The organism is Streptomyces sp. NPDC052042, assembly GCF_044548345.1.
GTDB lineage: Bacteria > Actinomycetota > Actinomycetes > Streptomycetales > Streptomycetaceae > Streptomyces.
On record NZ_JBIUBU010000001.1, the window covers coordinates 261254 to 282930 of the forward strand.

25 protein-coding genes are annotated in these 21677 nt (G+C 73.1%); 6 read left to right on the forward strand and 19 right to left on the reverse strand.

The annotated features are described in order from the left end of the window. Positions 1-77: 77 nt before the first annotated feature. The gene (gene rbsK, locus ACIHCL_RS01130; protein ID WP_399855432.1) at positions 78-962 is read left to right on the forward strand and encodes a ribokinase; all 885 of its coding nucleotides are present in this window, start codon (positions 78-80) and stop codon (positions 960-962) included. A gap of 129 nt (positions 963-1091) precedes the next feature. Here rbsK and lgt read toward each other — a convergent pair whose 3' ends face one another. From lgt to hisI, 11 genes are all read right to left on the reverse strand, one after another. Next, on the reverse strand, positions 1092-2057 hold the full coding sequence (lgt, locus tag ACIHCL_RS01135; protein ID WP_399855435.1) for a prolipoprotein diacylglyceryl transferase: 966 nt from the start codon (positions 2055-2057) through the stop codon (positions 1092-1094). A 225-nt stretch (positions 2058-2282) separates the two neighbouring features. Beyond that, positions 2283-3263, reverse strand: coding sequence for a thioredoxin domain-containing protein (locus ACIHCL_RS01140; RefSeq protein ID WP_399855439.1), 981 nt, complete (start codon positions 3261-3263; stop codon positions 2283-2285). Positions 3264-3377: 114 nt separating this feature from the next. Further along, positions 3378-4190: a tryptophan synthase subunit alpha gene (trpA, locus tag ACIHCL_RS01145; RefSeq protein WP_399855441.1), complete on the reverse strand. Its 813-nt coding sequence runs from the start codon at positions 4188-4190 to the stop codon at positions 3378-3380. Further along, a complete protein-coding gene (trpB, locus tag ACIHCL_RS01150) occupies positions 4187-5467 on the reverse strand; it encodes a tryptophan synthase subunit beta (protein ID WP_399855446.1) in 1281 nt (426 codons plus the stop codon). The genes trpA and trpB overlap by 4 nt, the downstream gene beginning before the upstream one ends. Before the next feature lie 132 nt (positions 5468-5599). Next, positions 5600-5866 (reverse strand): tryptophan biosynthesis modulator TrpM, encoded by a 267-nt coding sequence (gene trpM / locus ACIHCL_RS01155; RefSeq protein WP_399855449.1) that lies wholly within the window; start codon positions 5864-5866, stop codon positions 5600-5602. A gap of 8 nt (positions 5867-5874) precedes the next feature. Beyond that, positions 5875-6684, reverse strand: a complete 810-nt coding sequence (trpC, locus tag ACIHCL_RS01160) for an indole-3-glycerol phosphate synthase TrpC (RefSeq protein ID WP_399855452.1) — start codon at positions 6682-6684, stop codon at positions 5875-5877. A 114-nt stretch (positions 6685-6798) separates the two neighbouring features. Next, the gene (locus ACIHCL_RS01165) at positions 6799-7314 is read right to left on the reverse strand and encodes a DUF2752 domain-containing protein (protein ID WP_399855454.1); all 516 of its coding nucleotides are present in this window, start codon (positions 7312-7314) and stop codon (positions 6799-6801) included. 80 nt (positions 7315-7394) lie between these two features. After that, positions 7395-7643, reverse strand: a complete 249-nt coding sequence (locus ACIHCL_RS01170) for an HGxxPAAW family protein (RefSeq protein ID WP_399855456.1) — start codon at positions 7641-7643, stop codon at positions 7395-7397. Between the two features lie 295 nt (positions 7644-7938). Beyond that, on the reverse strand, positions 7939-8586 hold the full coding sequence (locus ACIHCL_RS01175; RefSeq protein WP_399855459.1) for a TIGR02234 family membrane protein: 648 nt from the start codon (positions 8584-8586) through the stop codon (positions 7939-7941). 84 nt (positions 8587-8670) lie between these two features. Continuing rightward, entirely contained in the window at positions 8671-10164 is a 1494-nt protein-coding gene (locus ACIHCL_RS01180) for an anthranilate synthase component I (protein WP_399855462.1), read from the reverse strand. Between the two features lie 11 nt (positions 10165-10175). Continuing rightward, positions 10176-10559: a phosphoribosyl-AMP cyclohydrolase gene (hisI, locus tag ACIHCL_RS01185; protein ID WP_399855464.1), complete on the reverse strand. Its 384-nt coding sequence runs from the start codon at positions 10557-10559 to the stop codon at positions 10176-10178. 84 nt (positions 10560-10643) lie between these two features. Between hisI and ACIHCL_RS01190 the strand changes: the two genes are divergently transcribed. Continuing rightward, positions 10644-11276, forward strand: a complete 633-nt coding sequence (locus tag ACIHCL_RS01190; RefSeq protein ID WP_399855467.1) for a TIGR03085 family metal-binding protein — start codon at positions 10644-10646, stop codon at positions 11274-11276. Between the two features lie 88 nt (positions 11277-11364). Here ACIHCL_RS01190 and hisF read toward each other — a convergent pair whose 3' ends face one another. From hisF to hisD, 8 genes are read right to left on the reverse strand one after another with little or no spacing between them, the layout of a single operon-like run. Next, positions 11365-12120 carry an imidazole glycerol phosphate synthase subunit HisF gene (gene hisF, locus ACIHCL_RS01195; RefSeq protein ID WP_399855470.1) on the reverse strand — a complete coding sequence of 252 codons (756 nt, stop codon included), beginning with the start codon at positions 12118-12120 and terminating at the stop codon, positions 11365-11367. Further along, the gene (locus tag ACIHCL_RS01200; protein WP_399855472.1) at positions 12117-12515 is read right to left on the reverse strand and encodes a RidA family protein; all 399 of its coding nucleotides are present in this window, start codon (positions 12513-12515) and stop codon (positions 12117-12119) included. The genes hisF and ACIHCL_RS01200 overlap by 4 nt, the downstream gene beginning before the upstream one ends. After that, positions 12512-13237 carry a bifunctional 1-(5-phosphoribosyl)-5-((5-phosphoribosylamino)methylideneamino)imidazole-4-carboxamide isomerase/phosphoribosylanthranilate isomerase PriA gene (gene priA / locus ACIHCL_RS01205; RefSeq protein WP_399855474.1) on the reverse strand — a complete coding sequence of 242 codons (726 nt, stop codon included), beginning with the start codon at positions 13235-13237 and terminating at the stop codon, positions 12512-12514. The genes ACIHCL_RS01200 and priA overlap by 4 nt, the downstream gene beginning before the upstream one ends. Further along, complete coding sequence (gene hisH, locus ACIHCL_RS01210) at positions 13237-13890, reverse strand: imidazole glycerol phosphate synthase subunit HisH (protein ID WP_399855477.1); 654 nt, start codon at positions 13888-13890, stop codon at positions 13237-13239. Before hisH ends, priA begins: the two co-directional genes overlap by 1 nt. A gap of 10 nt (positions 13891-13900) precedes the next feature. Continuing rightward, positions 13901-14068 (reverse strand): hypothetical protein, encoded by a 168-nt coding sequence (locus tag ACIHCL_RS01215; RefSeq protein WP_399855480.1) that lies wholly within the window; start codon positions 14066-14068, stop codon positions 13901-13903. Continuing rightward, the gene (gene hisB / locus ACIHCL_RS01220) at positions 14065-14667 is read right to left on the reverse strand and encodes an imidazoleglycerol-phosphate dehydratase HisB (RefSeq protein WP_399855482.1); all 603 of its coding nucleotides are present in this window, start codon (positions 14665-14667) and stop codon (positions 14065-14067) included. The genes ACIHCL_RS01215 and hisB overlap by 4 nt, the downstream gene beginning before the upstream one ends. Then, positions 14664-15842 (reverse strand): histidinol-phosphate transaminase, encoded by a 1179-nt coding sequence (locus tag ACIHCL_RS01225; protein ID WP_399855485.1) that lies wholly within the window; start codon positions 15840-15842, stop codon positions 14664-14666. Before ACIHCL_RS01225 ends, hisB begins: the two co-directional genes overlap by 4 nt. After that, positions 15839-17161, reverse strand: a complete 1323-nt coding sequence (hisD, locus tag ACIHCL_RS01230) for a histidinol dehydrogenase (protein WP_399855487.1) — start codon at positions 17159-17161, stop codon at positions 15839-15841. The genes ACIHCL_RS01225 and hisD overlap by 4 nt, the downstream gene beginning before the upstream one ends. Before the next feature lie 176 nt (positions 17162-17337). On the opposite strand from hisD, the gene ACIHCL_RS01235 reads away from it, so the two are divergent. The 4 genes from ACIHCL_RS01235 (at position 17338) to ybaK (ending at position 21561) form a co-directional block, all read left to right on the forward strand. Next, positions 17338-18936 carry an oxidoreductase gene (locus ACIHCL_RS01235; protein ID WP_399855490.1) on the forward strand — a complete coding sequence of 533 codons (1599 nt, stop codon included), beginning with the start codon at positions 17338-17340 and terminating at the stop codon, positions 18934-18936. Between the two features lie 287 nt (positions 18937-19223). Further along, positions 19224-20258 carry a hypothetical protein gene (locus tag ACIHCL_RS01240; RefSeq protein ID WP_399855492.1) on the forward strand — a complete coding sequence of 345 codons (1035 nt, stop codon included), beginning with the start codon at positions 19224-19226 and terminating at the stop codon, positions 20256-20258. A gap of 5 nt (positions 20259-20263) precedes the next feature. After that, on the forward strand, positions 20264-21007 hold the full coding sequence (locus tag ACIHCL_RS01245) for an LON peptidase substrate-binding domain-containing protein (RefSeq protein ID WP_399855495.1): 744 nt from the start codon (positions 20264-20266) through the stop codon (positions 21005-21007). 53 nt (positions 21008-21060) lie between these two features. Next, on the forward strand, positions 21061-21561 hold the full coding sequence (gene ybaK / locus ACIHCL_RS01250) for a Cys-tRNA(Pro) deacylase (RefSeq protein ID WP_399855497.1): 501 nt from the start codon (positions 21061-21063) through the stop codon (positions 21559-21561). Positions 21562-21677 lie beyond the last annotated feature (116 nt).

A 21677-nucleotide genomic window follows, 5' to 3' on the forward strand; every position in this document is an offset into this window, starting at 1 on the left:
CCCGCCACGGGAACGCCCGCCGACGACGCACTCACCGGGCCGACCCACCGGACCGACCCCGAGGAGGCACACCGCCCATGACCGGCATCGCGGTGCTCGGCAGCACCAACATGGACCTCGTCGCCTACGTCGCGCGGGCCCCCCGGCGCGGAGAGACCGTCACGGGACGGGAGTTCCGCACCGTCCCCGGCGGCAAGGGCGCCAACCAGGCCGTCGCGGCCGCCCGCGCGGGCGGCGACGTGACGATGATCGGCGCGGTCGGGAACGACGCGTACGGCGCCCTGCTGCGGAGCGGGCTGGAGCACGCGGGCATCGACACCGATCTGTTGCACACCGTCGAGGGCCCCAGCGGCACCGCGCACATCGTCGTCGACGATCTGGGCGGCAACTCCATCGTGGTGATCCCCGGTGCCAACGGCACCGTCACCGCGCTCGGCCCCGGCGAGAGGGCCGCGATCGCCATCGCCGACCTGCTGCTCCTCCAACTGGAGCTGCCGCTTCCCGTGGTGGCGGAGGGAGCACGCACCGCCCGCGCACACGGCGTGCGCACCCTGCTCACCCCCTCCCCCGTGCAGCCGCTCCCCTCCGAACTCCTTGCCTGCGTCGATGTGTTGATCCCCAACGAGCACGAGGCGTCCGCCCTGACCGGGGTCGCGGACCCGCACGCGGCGGCCCAGATCCTGCTCGGCCGGGTCCCCGAGGTCGTCGTCACCCTCGGCGCGAAGGGCTGCCTGTACGCGGCCCGGGACGCCGACCCCGTCGTCCTGCCCGCACCCGAGGTCACCGCCGTCGACACCACCGGCGCCGGGGACACCTTCGTCGGCACGCTGGCCGTGGCGCTCGGTGAGGACCGGCCCGTGCCCGAGGCACTGGCCTGGGCGACGTCCGCCGCCGCACTGTGCGTGCAGCGGCCGGGAGCGTCGGTCTCCATGCCGTACCGCAGCGAGATCAACGCCGCATGAACGCGCCCGCACAGCCGCCCCGACCGGTCTGCGTGCCGGACTGGCCGAGGAGGGCGGGGGCCGGGGCGGGAACGACGTGGGGCCCGGACCGTATGTGTACGGTCCGGGCCCCACGTCCATGCACGGGGCTCAGGCGTTCTCGGCCTTCTTCGCCGTGTCCTTCTTCTCCCCGGCCTTCTTCGCCGTGTCCTTCTCCGCGTCGACCTTCGTCGCGTCAGCCCGCATCGCCGTGTCCTGCGCCGCGTCGGCCTTCGTCGCATCGACCTGCGCCGCCTCCTCGGCCGCCGCCGGCTCCACGATCTCCTCGCGGCCCGGTCGCAGCTTCGCCGAGAACACGATGTACACCACCGCCAGGACGAACACGATCAGCGCGGTCCACACGTTCAGGCGCAGACCCAGGATGTGGTGGGCCTCGTCGACCCGCATGTACTCGATCCAGCCGCGCCCCGCGCAGTACGCGGCGACGTACAGGGCGAACGCCCGGCCGTGACCGAGCCGGAAGCGACGGTCCGCCCAGATCACCAGCAGGGCGACGCCGATGCACCACAGCGACTCGTAGAGGAACGTCGGGTGGTACGTACCGGCGACGCGGTTGGGGCCCTCGCTGATCTTCAGCGCCCACGGCACATCCGTCGGCCGGCCGTACAGCTCCTGGTTGAACCAGTTGCCCCACCGGCCGAGCGCCTGGGCCAGGGCGATACCGGGGGCGAGGGCGTCCGCCCAGGCGGGAAGCGGGATGCCGCGGCGGCGGCAGCCGATCCAGGCGCCGACGGCACCGAGCGCGATCGCGCCCCAGATACCGAGGCCGCCCTGCCAGATCTTGAAGGCGTCGACCCAGTTCTCACCCTCGCTGAAGTACAGCTGGTAATCGGTGATGACGTGGTAGAGCCGGCCGCCGACGAGGCCGAAGGGCACCGCCCAGACGGCGATGTCGGCGACGGTACCGGCACGGCCGCCCCGGGCGACCCAGCGCTTGTTGCCGAACCAGACGGCGACGAAGACACCGATGATGATGCAGAACGCGTAGCCGCGGAGCGGGATCGGACCGAGATCGATCACACCGGTCGACGGGCTGGGGATGTAGGCAAGGTCCATGGCAGGGTCGACGCTACCTTGCGGGGTGGGGCCCGGGGCAAGCCACCCGGCAACGTCTGCGTAACGGGCTCGCCGCCGATTCCTCTCGCGCCCCGCTCGCCGCGCGCCCGTCCCCCTCGTGGCCCGAGCCCTCCGCGGGCCGCTCTCCCAGTCGGCTCCGGGACGGCGATCGGCCCCCACGGCCCGGGCAGCGAAGGCTGGTCCCGGGCCGTCGTCGGGCGCCGGTCAGGACCCCGCCGGGGCGGGGGTGAGCGCGGCGGACTCGGGCGTGGTGGGCACGGCCGGGGCGGACCCCGGTGTGGCGGGTGGGGCCTCGGCGAAGCCCGGCGCGGTGGATGTGGCGGCGGACCCGGGCGCGGTGGATGTGGCCTCGGCGGACCCCGGCGCGGTGGGTGCGGGCGGTGCCGCGGCGGGCTTCTTGCTCTTCTCGGCCTCGGCGACCCACTTCTTCAGGTTCGCCACGGTGATCGGTTCGTTCCCCTTCTTCGGGAAGATCGGCTCGCCGTTGAGCAGCACCGTCGGCGTGCCGTTGAATCCACTGTTCCGGAACGCCGTGTTCGACTTCTGGACCCAGCTGTCGTGCTTCCCGTCGTTCACACAGCTGCGGAAGGCCGGGGTGTCGAGGTCCGGGACCTTGCCCGCGAGGCCGATCAGCTTGTCGTTGTCCGCGAAGTCGTCGACGGCCTCCTGCGGCTGGTTGCTGAAGAGCACGTCGTGGTAAGGGGCGAACTTGCCGAAGTCCTGCGCGCAGGCCGCGGCGTTCGCCGCCCGCAGCGACCCGGAGCCGCCGAGGTTGCCGTCGATGATCGTGGCGAGGTGGTAGTCGATCTTGATCCGGCCCGCTCGCTCCAGCTCCTGGAAGGTGTCCCGGAACACGTTCTCGAGCTGGGCGCAGACGGGGCAGCGGAAGTCCTCCCAGATCGTGATCGTGGACGGGGCCTCGTCCGGGCCGACCCGGATGGCCAGGCTGTCCTTGCCGGTGGCGCCGGACGGTGCGACGAGGGGGCCCGCCGCCTTGCCCTTCTCCCCCTTGCCGCCCGTGTTCGCGGCGATCACGCCGACGACGGCGGCCAGCCCCAGCACACCCACCACGGCCCCGCCGACGATCAGCGACCGCCTGCGGCGCTCTCTGGCCTTGTCGCGCTCGCGCTGCCGGGCGAGCCGTTCGCGCGCCGCCCTTTTTCCGTGTTCGTTCTTCTCGCTCACACCCGCAGCAACGAATCGGGGAGGCGCCCGCGCGCCTCCCCGGTCCAGGTCCACTCGTTCGGATGACACCCGATGCGGAAAATCCGGCCGCGGGCCTCGCGGCCGGACCCTCACTCAGCGCTTGCGCACGCCCTCCGCGAGTTCACCCGCCAGCGTGCGGACCGCGGCCAGGCCCGCCTCCTCGTCGGGTGCGTCGAGCAGGCACTTGACGAAGGCGGAGCCGACGATCACCCCGTCGGCGAAGCCCGCGACCTCGGCGGCCTGCCGGGCGTTGGAGACGCCGAGGCCCACACAGACCGGGAGGGACGTGGTGGCGCGGGTGCGCTCGACCAGGTCCTGGGCCTGCTCGCCGACGGACTCACGGGTGCCGGTGACACCCATCAGCGAGGCCGCGTAGACGAAGCCGGAACCGGCCGCCGTGATGGTGGCCAGGCGCTCGTCCTTGCTGCTGGGCGCGACGACGAAGACGGTCGCCAGACCGTGCTTGCCCGCGTGCTCGCGCCACAGCGCCGACTCCTGGACCGGCAGGTCGGGCAGGATGCACCCGGCGCCGCCCGCCTCGGCGAGTTCGGCGGTGAAGCGCTCCACGCCGTACCGGTCGATCGGGTTCCAGTACGTCATGACGAGGATCGGGGCCCCGGTCGCCTCGTGCGCCTCGCGGACCGTGCGCATCACGTCCGCGATCCTGACGCCGCCGCGCAGGGCGATGTCGTCGGCGGTCTGGATGACCGGGCCGTCGAGGACCGGGTCGCTGTGCGGCAGGCCCACCTCGACGATGTCCGCGCCGCCCGCCACGACCTCCTTGGCCGCGGCGATCCCGCCGTCGACGGTCGGGAAGCCCGCCGGGAGGTACGCGATGAGCGCCGCCCTGTTCTCGGCCTTCGCCCGCGCGAGGGTGGAACTCAGCAACTCCACATTGCCGCTCACTTCGCGACCTCCTCTTCCCCGTCGGCCGCACCGGCCTCGGCGGCCCCCTCGGTCTCGTCGTACAGCCCGAAGTAGCGGGCGGCCGTGTCCATGTCCTTGTCGCCGCGGCCGGAGAGATTGACCACGAGCAGACCGTCCTTGCCGAGTTCCTTGCCGACCTCCAGCGCCCCGGCCAGCGCGTGGGCGCTCTCGATCGCCGGGATGATGCCCTCGGTGCGGGAGAGGAGGCGCAGCGCCTGCATGGCGGCGTCGTCGGTGACCGCGCGGTACTCGCCGCGGCCGGTGTCCTTCAGATACGCGTGCTCCGGGCCGATGCCCGGGTAGTCCAGACCGGCCGAGATGGAGTACGGCTCGGTGATCTGGCCCTCGTCGTCCTGGAGGACGTAGCTGCGCGAGCCGTGCAGGATGCCGGGCTCGCCCGCGGTCAGGGTCGCCGCGTGCTCGCCGGTCTCCACTCCGTGCCCCGCGGGCTCGCAGCCGATCAGCCGGACACGGGCGTCCGGGATGAAGGCGTGGAAGAGCCCGATGGCGTTGGAACCGCCTCCGACGCAGGCGACCGCGGCGTCCGGCAGCCGGCCGGTGTGCTCCAGGATCTGACGGCGCGCCTCGACGCCGATGACCCGGTGGAAGTCGCGGACCATGGTGGGGAAGGGGTGCGGTCCGGCGACGGTGCCGAAGAGGTAGTGCGTGTGGTCCACATTGGCGACCCAGTCGCGGAACGCCTCGTTGATGGCGTCCTTGAGCGTCCGGGAGCCGGACTTCACGGCGATGACCTCGGCGCCGAGCATCCGCATCCGCGCCACGTTCAGGGCCTGCCGCCGGGTGTCGATCTCGCCCATGTAGATGGTGCAGTCGAGCCCGAAGAGCGCGCAGGCGGTCGCGGTGGCGACGCCGTGCTGGCCGGCGCCGGTCTCGGCGATCACCCGGGTCTTGCCCATGCGCCGGGTGAGCAGTGCCTGGCCCAGCACGTTGTTGATCTTGTGCGAGCCGGTGTGGTTCAGGTCCTCGCGCTTGAGGAAGATCCGGGCACCGCCGGCGTGCTCGGCGAAGCGCCGGACCTCGGTCAGCGCGCTGGGGCGGCCGGTGTAGTCGACCATCAGCGCGTTGAGCTCTGCGGCGAAGGCCGGGTCGGCCTTGGCCTTGTCGTACTCGACGGCGACCTCGTCCACGGCGGCGACCAGCGCCTCCGGGATGAACTTGCCGCCGAACGCGCCGAAGTACCCCTCGGCGCTGGGAACCAGACCCTCCGGGTCCGGGATGAAGAAGTCAGATGACATCCGACGTGCTCCTCGACATCGCAACAGGTGGGTTCACCGTATGCGCCGCGAGCCGAACGCCGCCGCGACCTGGAGCGGTCGGGCGGTGCGGTCATACGTACAGAGGTGGTGCGGGTACGCGGCCGGGGCTCGCTACGGCGCGGTCCCCGGGCGCCATCGCATGCCGTTGACCTGGCCGGGCTCGTCGCCGATCGCGTACCGCACCCGACGGCCGTGCACCCGGCGCGCGGGGGCGCGGCAGCCGCGGTGCCAGAAGGGCGGCGCGCAGCGCCTCGGCTGGGGGTAGCCGGCCGCCAGGCAGCGACCGCGCGCGGACCGCGCGCGCGGGCTCCGGGCAGCCCCGGCACCGGCCGGGCACGGGCCCTGGATGCGGGACGGCTCGGGACGGTCGGCGGCCATGGTCCCGGTCAGTCCCGTCCGTGCCGCAGCGCCGGGTGGGCGCCCGCGGCGACCAGGTCGGCGACGGCGCCGCGCGGGTCACGGCCGGTGACCAGGGACTCGCCCACGAGCACCGCGTCGGCGCCCGCGTTGGCGTACGCGATCAGGTCATGCGGGCCGCGGACGCCGGACTCGGCGATCTTGACGATGTGGTCCGGGATCTCGGGGGCGACGCGCTCGAAGGTGGAGCGGTCGACCGTGAGGTCCTTCAGGTTGCGCGCGTTGACGCCGATGACCTTCGCCCCGGCGGCGAGGGCGCGCTCGGCCTCCTCCTCGTCGTGCACCTCGACGAGCGGCGTCAGGCCGATGGACTCGGCCCGCTCGATCAGGGAGACCAGGGCCTCCTGGTCGAGGGCTGCGACGATCAGCAGGGCGAGGTCGGCGCCGTAGGCGCGGGCCTCCCAGAGCTGGTACGAGGTGACGATGAAGTCCTTGCGCAGGACCGGGATGTCGACCTTGGCGCGGACGGCCTCCAGGTCGGCGAGCGATCCGCCGAACCGGCGCTGCTCGGTGAGGACCGAGATGACGGACGCGCCGCCCGCCTCGTACTCCGCGGCGAGCCCGGCGGGGTCGGCGATCGCGGCGAGCGCCCCCTTGGAGGGGCTGGAGCGCTTCACCTCGCAGATGACGCTGACGCCTTCGCCCCGCAGGGCGGCGGCTCCGTCCTTGGCCGCGGGAGCGCGCCGCGCGCGTTCCTTCAGCTCGTCGAGGCCCACCCGCGCCTGCCGCTCCGCGAGGTCGGCTCGTACGCCGTCGATGATCTCGTCGAGCACACTCACGCGAGCGGCCCCCTTTCGGGAGAGTGATGAGGAAACAGGATCAGCCACGTCAATGCTATCCGCAGGAGGGCCGGGGCCCGAATCCGGCCGGTGGACGTCCCACGGACCGGACGGTCAGGGCGCCAGCGCCGATCCGAACGGCAGGTTCCGGACCACCGAGAAGACGATCAGCACGGCACCGATCCCCCACCAGACGGCTGGGCGCGCGGCGAGGGCCATGGGCCTTCCCCGGACGGCCCGGGCCGTCCAGACCACCCAGAGGACGGCGAAGAGCACATAGCCGGCCACGGCGAGCGCATTGGACCCGAGGGCGGCGGCGAGGTCGCCGTGCGCGAAGGCGTGGGCACTGCGCAGCCCGCCGCAGCCGGGGCAGTACAGGCCGGTGAGGCGGAGCAGCGGGCAGACCGGGTAGTGGCCCGGTTCGTTGGGGTCGACGGCGCCGACGTAGCCGAAGGCCCCGACGACGACGGCCAGGGTGGCCACCGGAGCGGCGAGCCGCCGCAGTCGGGCGACCGGTCCGGAGGCGGGGGGCGGCGGGAGGTACGGGGGCACGGGCGTCGGCGGGCGTCCGGCCCCGGCGGGGCCGGGGCCGCGCGTCGGCGGGGCGGCGGGGGTCGGCGATGCGTCCACCCGGTGATTGTCCCCGCTGACGCGGAAAGGCGCAGCCCGTTCCCGGGCCGCGCCTTGTGTGCGCGGGGATCGCGCGTGCGTCAGGAGACCTGCGCCTCGGCGGCGCGCGCCCTGGCGGCAGCCACCTCCGCCGTCTCCTTCGGCGTACCGAGGCCCGCCATCTTCATCCCGAGGCCGACGATCCCGCCGAGGAGGATGACGCCGATGCTGGCCCAGAAGCCGACCGGGTTGGCGGCGACCATGAAGACGCCTCCGGCGCAGAAGCCGAAGAAGGAGATGATGACACCGGTCCAGGCGGCCGGGGTGTGTCCGTGGCTGCTGCCCGCCATGAGTTGCTCCTTGTTGGTGTTGCGCTGTTGGTGTCGCTGTACGCAAAGCTGGTGGCGCTGTTGGTCCCGCTGTGCAGAAAGCTCGGGCCCATTGTCCCGTACGCGGAAACAGGACGTGAGCTGGGGGCATGCCCCGGGTGGGTACTGGAGGTCCGGCCGGGCTCGCGGCTCTTGGCCCGCGTTCCGCGGCGTTGCCGAAACAGCCTAATGGCTCCGTCATGAGGCCGCTTCGGCGCCGTGCGGCCGCACGGGCCGGACGCCGCTCACTGATCCGGCCGGGGGCCCCGGCGCCTTCCTAGCGCGTCGGGTCCTCGCCCTGGTCCAGGGCCTTCCAGAGATCCTCGGGCCGGTCCGGGTCCAGGGTTGCGGCCCGGCGCGGGCGGGGGGTGCCGTTCCGTTCGTACCGTCCCGACATGCCGGGCCAGAGCCGGCCGTAGCGCAGGGCGAGCAGTCCGGCGAGGAGGATCAGCAGGCCGCCCGCGGCGGTGACGTAGGGCCAGGGCGTGTGGGCGAGGGCCTGGACGGTGGCCGAGGTGTCGCCGGTGGTCTGCGCGGCCTTCTCGTCCAGTGCGGCACTGTCGGAGGCGGCGAGGCAAGCGCTCAGTGCGGCGCCGAGGCCGCTGAGGGCGAGCAGCCCGGCGACGACCAGCCGGCCGACGCCGCGGACGGCGAAGACGGCGACGAGGGCGGCCAGGCCGACGACGGCGAGGGCTGCCGGGAGGCCGGTGACGTCCCGGCCGTCGGCGGTCAGGGGCAGGGAGCCGCCGCCGACGGCCGCCCGGCCCTCGGCCCAGGTCTGGCCGGAGGCGAGCAGGACGACGGCGGCGCCGGCCGCCCCGAGGATCAGGCCGAGGGCCAGGCTGCGGCGGCTTCCCGCGGCGCCGGGTGCGGCGGCCGTGCGGGCCTGGGGCTGGGGTACGGGGACAGCGCTCACGCACCCCACTATCCCTCACGGCCCGGTCCGCGGCCGGACGCGGGGTCCCGCTGCCCCGGTCCCCCGCCCGCCGCGGCGAGGGCCGTCACCCCCTCACGCGCCGTGCAGGCGGTTGGCGGTGTGGATGGCCCGGAGCACGGCCGCGGCCTTGTTGCGGCACTCGGTGTCCTCGGCGACCGGGTCGGAGTCGGCGACGACGCCCGCCCCGGCCTGGACGTAGGCGGTGCCGTCCCGGAGCAGCGCGGTCCGGATGGCGATGGCGGTGTCGGAGTCCCCGGCGAAGTCGAGGTAGCCGACGCAGCCGCCGTACAGCCCGCGGCGGGTCGGTTCCAGTTCTTCGATGATCTGCATGGCGCGGGGCTTGGGGGCTCCGGAGAGGGTGCCCGCGGGGAAGCAGGCGGTGAGCACGTCGAAGGCGGTGTGGCCCTCGGCGACCCGTCCCGTGACGGTGGAGACGATGTGCATCACGTGCGAGTACCGCTCGATCGACATGAAGTCGACGACCTCGACGCTGCCGGGTTCGCAGACCCGCCCCAGGTCGTTGCGGCCGAGGTCGACGAGCATGAGGTGCTCGGCGCGCTCCTTCGGGTCGGCGAGGAGCTCGTCGGCGAGGGCCTGGTCCTCCTGCGGGGTGGCGCCGCGGTGCCTGGTCCCGGCGATCGGGTGGAGCATGGCCTGCCCGTCCTCCACCTTGACGAGGGCCTCCGGGCTGGAGCCCACGACATCGAAGCCGTCGAAGCGGAGGAGGTACATGTACGGGGACGGATTGGTGGCGCGCAGCACCCGGTAGACGTCCAGCGCGCTCGCCGCGCACGGGGTCTCGAAGCGCTGGGAGGGGACGACCTGGAACGCCTCGCCGGCCCTGATGCGTTCCTTCACCTCGTCGACGGCGTCCTGGTACGACTCGCCGCCCCAGCGCGCGGTGTACGGGGGCAGTTCGGACGGCGGGAGGACGGCGGGGGCGTTCTCGACGGGGCGTGAGAGGTCGCGTTCCATGGCGTCGAGGCGTGCGACGGCGTCCGCGTACGCCTCGTCGACGCCGGTGGCGAGGTCGTTGTGGTTGATCGCGTTGGCGATCAGCAGCACGCTGCCGTCCCGGTGGTCGAGGACGGCCAGGTCCGAGGTGAGCAGCATGGTCAGCTCGGGGAGGCGGAGGTCGTCCGTCGTGCTGTCGCCGATCCGTTCCAGGCGGCGCACCACGTCGTAGCCGAGGTAGCCGACCATGCCTCCGGTGAACGGCGGCAGTCCGGCGTCCGCGACCAGGTCGCGGGGGGTGTGCAGGGCTTCGATGGTGGCGCGCAGGGCCTCCAGCGGGTCGCCGTCGACGGGGACGCCGACGGGCGGCGTGCCCAGCCAGTGCGCCCGCCCGTCGCGTGCGGTGAGGGTGGCGGCGCTGCGTACGCCGATGAAGGAGTAGCGCGACCAGGTGCGGCCGTTCTCCGCGGATTCCAGGAGGAAGGTACCGGTGCGCCCGCCCGCGAGTTTGCGGTAGAGGCCGACGGGGGTGTCGCCGTCCGCGAGGAGTCTGCGGCTGACGGGGATGACGCGCCGTTCGATGGCCAGTTTGCGGAACGTGTCGAGATCCATGGCGCCGAACCCTACTGGGCCAGTGGGAGGACGTCGGCGTCGAAGCAGGTGCGGTCGCCGGTGTGGCAGGCGGCGCCCTTCTGGTCGACCTTGACGAGGACGGTGTCGGCGTCGCAGTCGAGGGCGACGGACTTGACCGTCTGGGTGTGGCCCGAGGTGTCGCCCTTGGCCCAGTACTCCCGGCGGCTGCGGGACCAGTAGGTGCAGCGTCCGGTGGTGAGGGTGCGGTGCAGGGCCTCGTCGTCCATCCAGCCGAGCATCAGCACCTCGCCGGTGTCGTACTGCTGGGCGATGGCCGGGAAGAGCCCGTCGGCGCCGCGCTTGAGACGGGCGGCGATGGCCGGGTCGAGGTTGCTCTGCGGTGCCGGGGTGCCGGGGGCGGGGGCGCTGGTCATGCGCCCATTGTGCCGTGGCCGCGGGGTCGGCCCGGTGCGCCGTCCACTGGGCGGACCGGGCGCGGCGGTCGTACGCTGGCGGACATGTCGACCCATGCGAAGCGTGAACGGCTTCTGCTCGCCGACCTGTTGGAAGCGGCGGGACCGGAGGCCCCCACCCTGTGCCGGGGCTGGACGGCCCGGGACCTGGCCGCCCACGTGGTGGTGCGGGAGCGCCGACCGGACGCGGCGGGAGGTGTGGTGCTGGGCGTTCTGAAGAACCGGCTCGAACGGGTGCAGGCCGAGTACGCGGCGAAGCCGTACGAAGAGCTGATCCAGCTCATCCGCACCGGGCCGCCGAAGATGTCCCCGTTCGGTCTGAAGCAGATCGACGAGGCCGCCAACACCGTCGAGTTCTACGTCCACACGGAGGACGTGCGCCGGGCCCAGCCGGACTGGTCGCGGCGCGAACTGGACCCGGTCTTCGCCGATCTGCTGTGGTCACGGACCGAGCGGACGGCGCGGATGCTGGGCCGCAGGTCACCGGTGGGACTGGTGCTGCGCCGTCCGGACGGCCAGACGGTGGTGGCGCACAAGGGCGCCCCGGTGGTGACGGTGACCGGCGAGCCGGGCGAGCTGCTGCTCTTCGCGTTCGGCAGGCAGGACGCGGCGGAGGTGGGGCTCGACGGCGACCAGGAGGCGGTGTCCCGGCTGCGGACGGCGGAGCTGGGCATGTAGCCCCGTCGGCGGATCGGCTTCGGGAGCCCGGTCCGCCGTACCGGCCGATGCGCGGCCGGTACGGCGGACCGACGGGCTGCCGGTGCGGTCAGCGGACCGGGTGTCCGGCCTCCCGGAGCGCCGCCTTGACCTCGGAGATCCGCAGATCGCCGAAGTGGAAGACGGACGCGGCGAGCACCGCGTCGGCCCCCGCGGCGATGGCCGGCGCGAAGTCCGCGAGCCGGCCGGCGCCTCCGGAGGCGATGACGGGGACGGTCACGTGCTCGCGGACCGCCGTGATCATCTCGGTGTCGTAGCCGTCCTTGGTGCCGTCGGCGTCCATCGAGTTGAGCAGGATCTCGCCCGCGCCCAGTTCGGCGGCCCGGTGCGCCCATTCGACGGCGTCGATGCCGGTGCCCCGGCGCCCGCCGTGCGTGGTCACCTCGAAGCCTCCGGTCGGCGTGCGCCGGGCGTCCACGGAGAGCACCAGGACCTGGCTGCCGAAACGCTCGGCGATCTCCCGGATGAGGTCGGGGCGGCCGATCGCGGCGGTGTTGACGCCGACCTTGTCCGCGCCGGCCCGCAGCAGCTTGTCGACGTCGTCGGTGGTGCGGACGCCGCCGCCGACCGTGAGCGGGATGAACACCTGTTCGGCGGTGCGCCGCACCACGTCGTAGGTGGTCTCCCGGTCGCCGCTGGATGCGGTGATGTCGAGGAAGGTCAGTTCGTCGGCGCCCTCGGCGTCGTACAGCTTGGCCATCTCGACGGGGTCGCCCGCGTCGCGCAGGTTCTGGAAGTTGACGCCCTTGACGACCCGGCCGGCGTCCACGTCCAGGCACGGGATGACGCGTACCGCGAGGCTCATCGCCCGCCTCCCCGGTACGCCTCGACCTCGACCTCGACGACGAGGCTCGGGTCCACGAGGCCCGCCACGATGAGCATCGAAGCGGCGGGGCGCACGTCGTCGAACAGCTCCTTGTGGGCGCGGCCCACCTCGTCCACGTCCCGGGCGTGGGTGACGTACATCCGGGTGCGCACGACGTCCTCGCGGCCCAGGCCGAGCTGTTTCAGGGCGTCGAAGGCGACCTTGAAGGAGGTGACGGTCTGCTCGTACGGGCCGCCCGGGGAGATCTGGCCGTTCTCCACGGAGGTGCAGCCGGAGACCAGGACGAGCCCGTTCGGCAGCTGGACCGCGCGGGAGTAGCCGAACCGCTCCTCCCAGGGGGCGCCGGAGGAGACGCGGTTGACGGAGTCGGTCATTCCGCGACCACCTTCAACGCCTCTTCGAGGGTGAACGCCTTCGCGTACAGCGCCTTGCCCACGATCGCGCCCTCGACGCCGTCCGGGACGAGCGTGGAGAGGGCGCGCAGGTCGTCGAGCGAGGAGACGCCGCCGGAGGCGACGACGGGCTTGTCGGTGGCGGCGCAGACGTTCTTCAGGAGGTCCAGGTTGGGGCCCTGGAGGGTGCCGTCCTTGGCGATGTCGGTGACGACGTAGCGGGCGCAGCCTTCGGAGTCGAGGCGGGCCAGTGTCTCGTAGAGGTCGCCGCCGTCCCGGGTCCAGCCCCGGCCGCGCAGCGTCGTGCCGCGGACGTCGAGCCCGACGGCGATCTTGTCGCCGTGCTCGGCGATGACCTTGGCCACCCATTCGGGGGTCTCCAGGGCGGCGGTGCCGAGGTTAACCCGGGTGCAGCCGGTGGCGAGGGCGGCGGCGAGCGAGGCGTCGTCGCGGATGCCGCCGGAGAGCTCGACCTTGATGTCCATGGAGCGGGCGACCTCGGCGATCTGCTCCCGGTTGTCCCCGGTGCCGAACGCGGCGTCCAGGTCGACGAGGTGCAGCCATTCCGCGCCCGCCCGCTGCCAGGCGAGGGCCGCCTCCAGCGGGTCGCCGTAGGAGGTCTCGGAACCGGACTCGCCGTGGACGAGGCGGACGGCCTGGCCGTCGCGGACGTCGACGGCGGGGAGGAGTTCAAGCTTCGGCATTACAGCGTCTCAATCCAGTTGGTCAGCAGCTGGGCGCCGGCATCGCCGGACTTCTCGGGGTGGAACTGGGTGGCCCACAGGGCACCGTTCTCCACGGCGGCGACGAACGGCTCGCCGTGGGTGGCCCAGGTGACCCGGGGCGCGGGGATCCTGGGGTTGGTGACCTCCAGGGTCCACTCGTGCACGGCGTAGGAGTGCACGAAGTAGAACCGGGCGTCCGGGTCGAGCCCGGCGAACAGTCGGGAGTCCTCGGGGGGACGCACGGTGTTCCAGCCCATGTGCGGCACGACCGGGGCCTTCAGCGGGCCGACGGTGCCGGGCCACTCGTCCAGCCCCGCGGCCTCCACGCCGTGCTCGATGCCGCGTTCGAAGAGGATCTGCATCCCGACGCAGATGCCCATGACGGGCCGGCCGCCGGACAGCCTGCGGCCGATGATCCATTCGCCGCGGGCCTTGCGCAGCCCCTCCATGCAGGCGGAGAACGCGCCGACGCCGGGCACCAGCAGCCCGTCGGCGTTCATCGCCGCGTCGTAGTCGCGGGTGATCTCGACGTCCGCGCCGACGCGGGCGAGGGCCCGTTCGGCGGACCGGACGTTGCCGAAGCCGTAGTCGAAGACGACGACCTTCTTCCCGCTCTTCTTGCTGTCGTTCACCGGTCGTACCTCAGTCCCAGAGTCCCTGGATCCGCATGACGCCCGCGACCAGGCACATCGCGGACGCGAGCCCGAGCAGGACGATGACGCCCCTGGGCATCTTCTGCTTCGAGAAGGAATAGACGCCGCCGGCCAGGAACAGGCCGACGACGATCAATATGGTGCTGAGACCGGTCACAGCGCGCCCTTCGTGGAGGGGATGATCCCGGTGGCCCGCGGGTCGCGCTCGCTGGCGTAGCGCAGGGCGCGGGCCAGTGCCTTGAACTGGCACTCCACGATGTGGTGGGCGTTGCGCCCGTACGGGACGTGGACGTGCAGGGCGATCTGCGCCTGGGCGACGAAGGACTCCAGGATGTGCCGGGTCATCGTCGTGTCGTAGGTGCCGATCATGGGCGCCATGTTCTCCGGCTCGGTGTGCACCAGGTAGGGGCGGCCGGAGAGGTCCACGGTGACCTGGGCGAGCGACTCGTCCAGCGGGACGGTGCAGTTGCCGAAGCGGTAGATGCCCGACTTGTCGCCGAGCGCCTGCTTGAAGGCGCCGCCGAGCGCGAGGGCGGTGTCCTCGATGGTGTGGTGGGTGTCGATGTGCAGGTCGCCTTCGGTCTTGACCGTGAGGTCGAAGAGCCCGTGCCGGCCGAGCTGATCGAGCATGTGGTCGTAGAAGCCGACACCGGTCGAGATGTCGACCGTGCCGGTGCCGTCGAGGTCGATCTCGACGAGCACCGAGGTTTCCTTGGTGGTGCGTTCCACCCGGCCTACGCGGCCCGCGCGGGTCATGCGTCGTGCTCCTTCTTGATCTCACGTGCGGCCGACGCCGTGGGTGCGTCGGCCGCGGGTCCGTCGAGCAGTCCGTCGACCGCGTCGAGGAACGCGTCGTTCTCGGCCGGGGTGCCCGCGGAGACCCGCAGCCATCCCGGTACGCCGTTGTCCCGGACCAGGACGCCCCGGTCGAGGATCCAACGCCAGGCGGTGTGGCTGTCGGCGAAGCGGCCGAACTGGACGAAGTTGGCGTCCGATTCGACGACCTCGAAGCCCTTGGCACGCAGCTCCTCGACGATCCGGTCCCGCTCGCTCTTGAGCTGGGCGACGTACCCCAGCAGCGTATCGGTGTGCTCCAGCGCGGCGAGGGCGGTGGCCTGTGTGATGGAGGACAGGTGGTACGGCAGCCGCACGAGCTGGACCGCGTCGACGACGGCCGGGTCGGCGGCGAGGTAGCCGAGGCGGAGCCCGGCGGCGCCGAACGCCTTCGACATGGTGCGTGAGAGCACCAGGTGCGGTCGGCCCTCGATCAGCGGGAGCAGCGAGGGATGGTGGCTGAACTCGCCGTACGCCTCGTCGACGACGACCATCGACGGCTTGGCCTCCTGGGCCGCCTCGTACAGGGCGAGGACGGTGTCGGCGTCGACGGCGGTGCCGGTGGGGTTGTTGGGCGAGGTGATGAAGACGATGTCGGGCCGACGCTCGGCGATCTCCTTCCGGGCGGCCTCGACGTCGATGGTGAAGTCCTCGTTGCGCGGTCCGGAGATCCAGCCGGTTCCGGTGCCGCGGGCGATGAGGGCGTGCATGGAGTACGAGGGCTCGAAGCCGATCGCGGTGCGCCCGGGGCCGCCGAAGGTCTGGAGGAGCTGCTGGAGCACCTCGTTGGAGCCGTTGGCGGCCCAGACGTGGGCGGGTCCGACCTCGTGCCCGGCGGTCCGACTGAGGTAGCGGGCGAGCTGGGTGCGCAGCTCGACGGCGTCCCGGTCGGGGTAGCGGTTGAGGTCGCGGGCGGCCTCGCGGACGCGTTCGGCGATCCGGTCGACGAGCGCCTCGGGCAGCGGGTAGGGGTTCTCGTTGGTGTTCAGCCGTACGGGCACGTCGAGCTGCGGCGCCCCGTAGGGGGACTTGCCGCGCAGCTCGTCCCGGACGGGGAGGTCGTCGATGCGTACGGAACGTTCGGGGGACGCGCTCACCGGTTCGGCACCTTCCATCCGAAGCGGGCCTTGACGGCCGCGCCGTGGGCGGGCAGGTCCTCGGCCTCGGCGAGCGTGACCACGTGGTGCGCCACGTCGGCGAGGGCGTCGCGCGAGTAGTCGACGACGTGGACGCCGCGCAGGAAGGACTGCACGGAGAGCCCGGAGGAGTGGCAGGCGCAGCCGCCGGTCGGCAGCACGTGGTTGGAGCCCGCGCAGTAGTCGCCGAGCGAGACCGGGGACCAGGGGCCGACGAAGATCGCGCCCGCGTTCTTCACGCGCTCCGCGACGGCGGCGGCGTCGGCGGTCTGGATCTCCAGGTGCTCGGCGCCGTACGCGTCGACCACGCGCAGTCCCTCGTCGAGGCCGTCGACCAGGACGATCGCGGACTGCTTGCCGCTCAGGGCCGGGACGATCCGGTCCTCGACGTGCTTGGTGGCGGCGATCTGCGGCTCCAGCTCCTTGGCGACCGCGTTCGCGAGCTCCTCGGAGTCGGTGACGAGCACGGCGGCCGCGAGCGGGTCGTGCTCGGCCTGGCTGATGAGGTCGGAGGCGACGTGCACCGGGTCGGCGGTGTCGTCGGCGAGGACGGCGATCTCGGTCGGTCCGGCCTCGGTGTCGATGCCGATGCGTCCCGTGAAGTGGCGCTTGGCCGCAGCGACCCAGATGTTGCCGGGGCCGGTGACCATGTTGGCGGGCGCACAGGTCTCGGTGCCGTACGCGAACATCGCGACGGCCTGGGCGCCGCCGGCCGCGTACACCTCGTCGATGCCGAGGAGGGCGCAGGCGGCGAGGATCGTCGGGTGCGGCAGGCCGCCGAACTCCTTCTGCGGCGGGGACGCCAGCGCGACGGAGGCGACGCCGGCCTGCTGTGCGGGCACGGCGTTCATGATCACGGAGGAGGGGTAGACGGACCGGCCGCCGGGCGCGTAGAGGCCGACCCGTTCCACCGGCACCCACTTCTCGGTGACGGTGCCGCCGGGCACGACCCGGACCGCGTGCGGGGCGCGGCGCTGCTCGGCGTGGACGCGGGTGGCGCGCGCGATCGACTCCTCCAGGGCCGCCCGGACGAGCGGGTCCAGTCCGGCCAGGGCGTCGGTGAGCGCGGCGGCGGGGACGCGCACCCGGTCCAGGCGCACGCCGTCGAACCTCTCCGCGTACTCGATCAGCGCCGCGTCGCCCCGATGATGCACGTCCTCGCAGATGGGCCGCACCTTCTCCAGGGCGGCTTCCACGTCGAACTCGGCACGGGGCAGCAGGGCGCGCAGGGCTCGACCCCCGGGGAGGGCGTCGCCGCGCAGATCGATTCGAGAGATCACATCGCAATTCTCGCAGACCGCACCCGCCGTCCCGCTGTCCGTATCACTGGCTGATACGTGTCCCGCCCGTCACCGCTTCATCGGCTGATACGCGTCCCGGCCATCACCGCTGACGAATAGCGTTCACGTCGTCACGCAGAGGGAAGAACAGCTCCGAGCGGAAGGGGGTAACACCCGTGACCGAGCATGACGGCGACTTCCCGGACGGTCTCAGCGCGGCGGAGCTGGGCATGTGGCAGGCGTTCCGGAACGGCAGCACCTACGATCTGCGGGCCCGCGACCCCGCGCGGGACGACCCGTTCGCCCCGTGCGTCTGGGGTCCGGAACGGAGTGTGGACGGGCGTGTCGTCGCCCGGCTGCTGCTGTCCGGGCCGCCGCCGCGTCCCGGACGGGTCGCGGCGCTGAAGCTCCGCGGGGTGCGGATCTCCGGCACATTGGATCTGGCGGGCGGGCGTGTCGCGCCGTATGTCGAGCTGACCGGCTGCCGCTTCGAGAACGAGGTGGTGTTCCCCGAATGCCACTTCACGACACTGCGGATCGTCGGCTGCGCGTTGCCCCGGCTGGAGGCGGCCCGGCTGCGGACCGAGGGCGATCTGCATCTGCCCCGTTGCCGGGTCCGCCGCGGGATCAGGCTCACCGACGCCCAGATCGGCACCGACCTGCTGATCAACCAGATCGAGATCGGCCCCGACCGCCATGGGCGGGCGCTGGCCGGCGACGGTCTCGCGGTCGCCCAGGACCTCCAGGCGGAGTTGGTGGAGGCGCGGGGCGAGCTGAGTCTGCGCGGGGCGAAAGTGGGCGGTTCGCTCAGCCTGCGCGGCAGCCGGCTGCGCGGCCGGGAGGGACGGCGCGCGCTGAACGCGCCGCAGCTCACGGTGGAGCGGTCGCTGTACATGAGCGAGGCGTGGGTGAGCGTCGACACCGGCATCCAGGGCACCACTCCCCCATACGGCATCGTCATGGCGCCGACCCCGGCGCGCGGCACGCGTTCGCAGATCTTCGAGTGCCGGGGCGGGGTGCGACTGGACGACGGGCGGTTCGGGGACGCGGTCGACCTGCACAAGGCGCGGTTCGTGCTGGCCCGGCACGAGGAGTTGTCGCTGCGCCGGATCGTCACCCCGGAGCTGCGGTTCAACGCGGAGCGGCCGGAGGAGGGCCGGGTCGTGCTGAACGGCGCGCGCGTGGTCACGTTGATCGACGTGTCGACCAGCTGGCCGGGGCCCGGCGGTCTGGTGATGGGCGGGTTCGTGTACGAGAGCCTCGTCCCGTACGGGCACTTCCCGCTCGCCCGCCGCCTGGAGTGGGTGGCCGCCGCGACCCCGGAGTACGTGCCGGAGCCCTATGAGCGCCTGGCGGCGGTGCTGCGCAGCTGCGGGGAGGACGCCGACGCCCGCGAGGTGCTGCTGGCCAAGCAGCGTCGGCGGCGCGAGACGCTGCCGCTCGCCGCGAAGCTCTGGGGCTTCCTCCAGGACTGGACGGTGGCGTACGGCTACCGGCCGGGGCGGGCGGCGGTGTGGATGGCGGTGTTGTGGGCGGCGGGGACCCTGGCCTTCTCGCGGCACGCCCCGGCACCGATCAAGGAGGACGAGTACCCGGAGTGGAACCCCGCGTTGTACGCGCTCGATCTGCTGATCCCGGTGATCAACCTCGGCCAGGACGGCTACTGGCGGATGAAGGACGGCTGGCAGTGGGGGTCGGCCGTGCTGATCCTGCTGGGCTGGATCCTGGCCACGACGGTCGCGACCGGCGCCACCCGGCTGCTGCGCCGGGGCTGAGCCGTACGCCGGGCCGGACGGCCGGGGCCGGGCCGGGGCGCGGGAAGACGCACGAGCGCGAAGGAGCGGGGGGCGTCGGCGGGGCCGGCCGGGCCAGAGGTCCGGTCGCCCGGCCGGTGGCGCCGGGCGCCACCGGCCGGGCGGCGGGAACACCCCGGCTCCCCGCGCTCCTCGCCCGCGTTCCCCGCACTCCCCGCACTTCTTCGCGCCCCGTCCGACACATCCCGTCCACTCGGCACCAAAGCTTCACAGCCCCCCACTGGCGCCGTCCCGACCAGCGCTTTTCAATGGTCCGCACCATGTCACTCCTCCGTTCCCTGTTCCGTACCGCGCGCGTCCCGGCCCTCCCCCAGGAGGTCGCCGGGCTGATGGCCGACGCCGCGGTGCTGCTCGACGCCCCCGACGAGCGGCTCTCCCCCGTGCTCGTCGCCGCAGCCCTCGGGGCGTACGGGCCCGCGGCGGAACTCCTCGCCGCCACCCGGTCCGGCGCCGAATGGGAGAACCGCGACCGGTACCTCGGCCGGATCGTCGCGTTCGCCCGCAACCGCGACGCCTGGCTGACCGCGTGGCTGGCCGCCGCCCCGCACGACCCCGACGCGCTGCTGGTCCAGGCCGAGGTGGCGGTCCGCAGGGCCTGGGAGTCGCCCGTACGGGCCGAACGGCTGCGCGAGGTGACACCGCTGGTCACCGCGGCGGCAAAGGCCGATCCGCGCGATCCGGTGCCATGGCGGCTCGCGCTCGACCACGCCCGTGGCACCCGGGCCGCGCACACCGCCTTCGAGGCGCTGTGGGAGCAGGCGGTGCGACGCTCCTCGCACCACTACGGCTGCCACGTCGCGGCCCTGCGGTACCTCTCCGACGCCTGGCACGGCTCGCACCGCGAGTGCTTCGACTTCGCCGAGCGGGCCGCCGGGGACGCGCTGCCCGGCTCGCTGGTGCGGGCGCTGCCCCTGCGCGCGGCGTACGCCCTGCTGACCGAGGGGCCCGGGACACGGACCACCTCGGTGCCGGAGGACCGGATCGACGCGGCGGCGGACCTGGCGATCACCCTGTCCGCCTCGTTCGCGCCGGGCGACCCCTGGCCCGCCGAGGTCCGCAACCTGCTGGCGTTCGTGCTGGCCGCCCGGGGCCGCTGGGACGCGGCGCTGGAGCAGTTCCGGCGGATCGGGCCCCATGCGACGTCGTTCCCGTGGGCCTCGGTCTCCGACGACCCGCTGGGGCGGTTCCTCGAAGTGCGCCGGGAAGCGGGGGCCCGGGCGGCCGGTACGGCGCCCCTGCGGGGGCGGGCCCGCCGGGGCCGTCCGCGCGGCCATTACGCTTGACCGCTGTGACCACCGCTCGCCTGCCCCTGTTCCCGCTCAACGCGGTGCTTTTCCCGGGCCTCGTGCTGCCGCTGAACGTCTTCGAGGAGCGATATCGCGCCATGATGCGCGAACTGCTCCGCACCGACGAGGACGAGCCCCGCCGTTTCGCGGTCGTCGCGATCCGGGACGGCCACGAGGTCGCCCCGACAGCCACCGGGATGCCGGAGGCGGAGCGCGCCTGGGCCGTCCGCGACGCCGCGGACGGCTTCGGCCCCGACCCGATCCGGGCCTTCCACCCGGTGGGCTGCGTCGCCGATGCGGCGAAGATCCGGGAACGGGCGGACGGCACCTTCGAGGTCCTCGCGACCGGCACCACCCGGGTGGAACTGCTCTCCGTCGACGCGAGCGGCCCCTATCTGACGGCGGAGCTCCGGGAACTGGACGAGAAGCCGGGCGAGGAGGCGGGCGCGCTCGCCGAGGGCGTGCTGCGGGCGTTCCGGGGCTACCAGAAGCGTCTGGCGGGGGCGAGCCGACGGTCCCTGACGACGGGGGCGGAGCTGCCCGACGACCCCTCGGTCGTCTCGTACCTCGTCGCGGCGGCGGCCGTGCTCGACGTCCCGACGAAGCAGCGGCTGCTCCAGGCGCCCGACACCGCGACCAGGCTGCGTGAGGAACTCACGATGCTGCGCGCCGAGACCGCCGTCATACGGCATCTCCCGTCACTGCCCGCCGTGGAACTGACGCGCGCCCCGACCCACCCCAACTGACCGGCGGACCGGCCCGGTACGGCCGGCGGACCGACCCCCGAGGAACCCTCACCGTGGCGAAGAAACCGAAGAAGCAGCAGTCCGGCGGGACCCCCGCCACGGTCGCGCTGACCGCGGCGGGGGCGGCGTTCACCGTGCACTCCTACGCACACGATCCGGCGTCCCCCTCCTACGGCGAGGAGGCGGCCGAGGCCCTGGGCGTCTCCCCCGACCGGGTCTTCAAGACCCTGGTCGCCGACGTGGACGGCACCCTCACCGTCGCGGTCGTGCCGGTGGCCGGTTCCCTCGACCTCAAAGCCCTGGCCACCGCCGTCGGCGGCAAACGGGCCGCCATGGCCGACCCGGCGGCGGCGGAACGCACCACCGGTTATGTACGGGGCGGCATCTCGCCGCTGGGCCAGCGCAAGCGGCTGCGCACGGTGCTGGACGCGTCGGCGCGGGCGCACCCGACGATCTGCGTCTCGGCCGGCCGCCGCGGGCTGGAGGTCGAGCTGTCCCCCGATGATCTGGCGTCGCTGACGGGAGCGGTGTTCGCGGAGATCGGCCGCGGCTAGTGCCGCGGCAGGCAACGTTTGCCCGTCAAGGAGCGCGTCCGGTGCGTGCTCTCGGTGTGCCGGCCGGAAACCCTCGTACTGGACGTACTCGGACGGCCCCCGTGGCCCGGCGGGTA

Excerpts from the sequence above, each read along its gene's own strand:
- rbsK (WP_399855432.1), top strand. The coding sequence starts at position 78 with ATGACCGGCATCGCGGTGCTCGGCAGCACCAACATGGACCTCGTCGCC.
- lgt (WP_399855435.1), bottom strand. The coding sequence starts at position 2,057 with ATGGACCTTGCCTACATCCCCAGCCCGTCGACCGGTGTGATCGATCTC.
- trpB (WP_399855446.1), bottom strand. The coding sequence starts at position 5,467 with ATGTCATCTGACTTCTTCATCCCGGACCCGGAGGGTCTGGTTCCCAGC.
- trpM (WP_399855449.1), bottom strand. The coding sequence starts at position 5,866 with ATGGCCGCCGACCGTCCCGAGCCGTCCCGCATCCAGGGCCCGTGCCCG.
- ACIHCL_RS01170 (WP_399855456.1), bottom strand. The coding sequence starts at position 7,643 with ATGGCGGGCAGCAGCCACGGACACACCCCGGCCGCCTGGACCGGTGTC.
- ACIHCL_RS01180 (WP_399855462.1), bottom strand. The coding sequence starts at position 10,164 with ATGGATCTCGACACGTTCCGCAAACTGGCCATCGAACGGCGCGTCATC.
- hisI (WP_399855464.1), bottom strand. The coding sequence starts at position 10,559 with ATGACCAGCGCCCCCGCCCCCGGCACCCCGGCACCGCAGAGCAACCTC.
- ACIHCL_RS01190 (WP_399855467.1), top strand. The coding sequence starts at position 10,644 with ATGTCGACCCATGCGAAGCGTGAACGGCTTCTGCTCGCCGACCTGTTG.
- hisF (WP_399855470.1), bottom strand. The coding sequence starts at position 12,120 with ATGAGCCTCGCGGTACGCGTCATCCCGTGCCTGGACGTGGACGCCGGC.
- ACIHCL_RS01200 (WP_399855472.1), bottom strand. The coding sequence starts at position 12,515 with ATGACCGACTCCGTCAACCGCGTCTCCTCCGGCGCCCCCTGGGAGGAG.
- priA (WP_399855474.1), bottom strand. The coding sequence starts at position 13,237 with ATGCCGAAGCTTGAACTCCTCCCCGCCGTCGACGTCCGCGACGGCCAG.
- hisB (WP_399855482.1), bottom strand. The coding sequence starts at position 14,667 with ATGACCCGCGCGGGCCGCGTAGGCCGGGTGGAACGCACCACCAAGGAA.
- ACIHCL_RS01240 (WP_399855492.1), top strand. The coding sequence starts at position 19,224 with ATGGTCCGCACCATGTCACTCCTCCGTTCCCTGTTCCGTACCGCGCGC.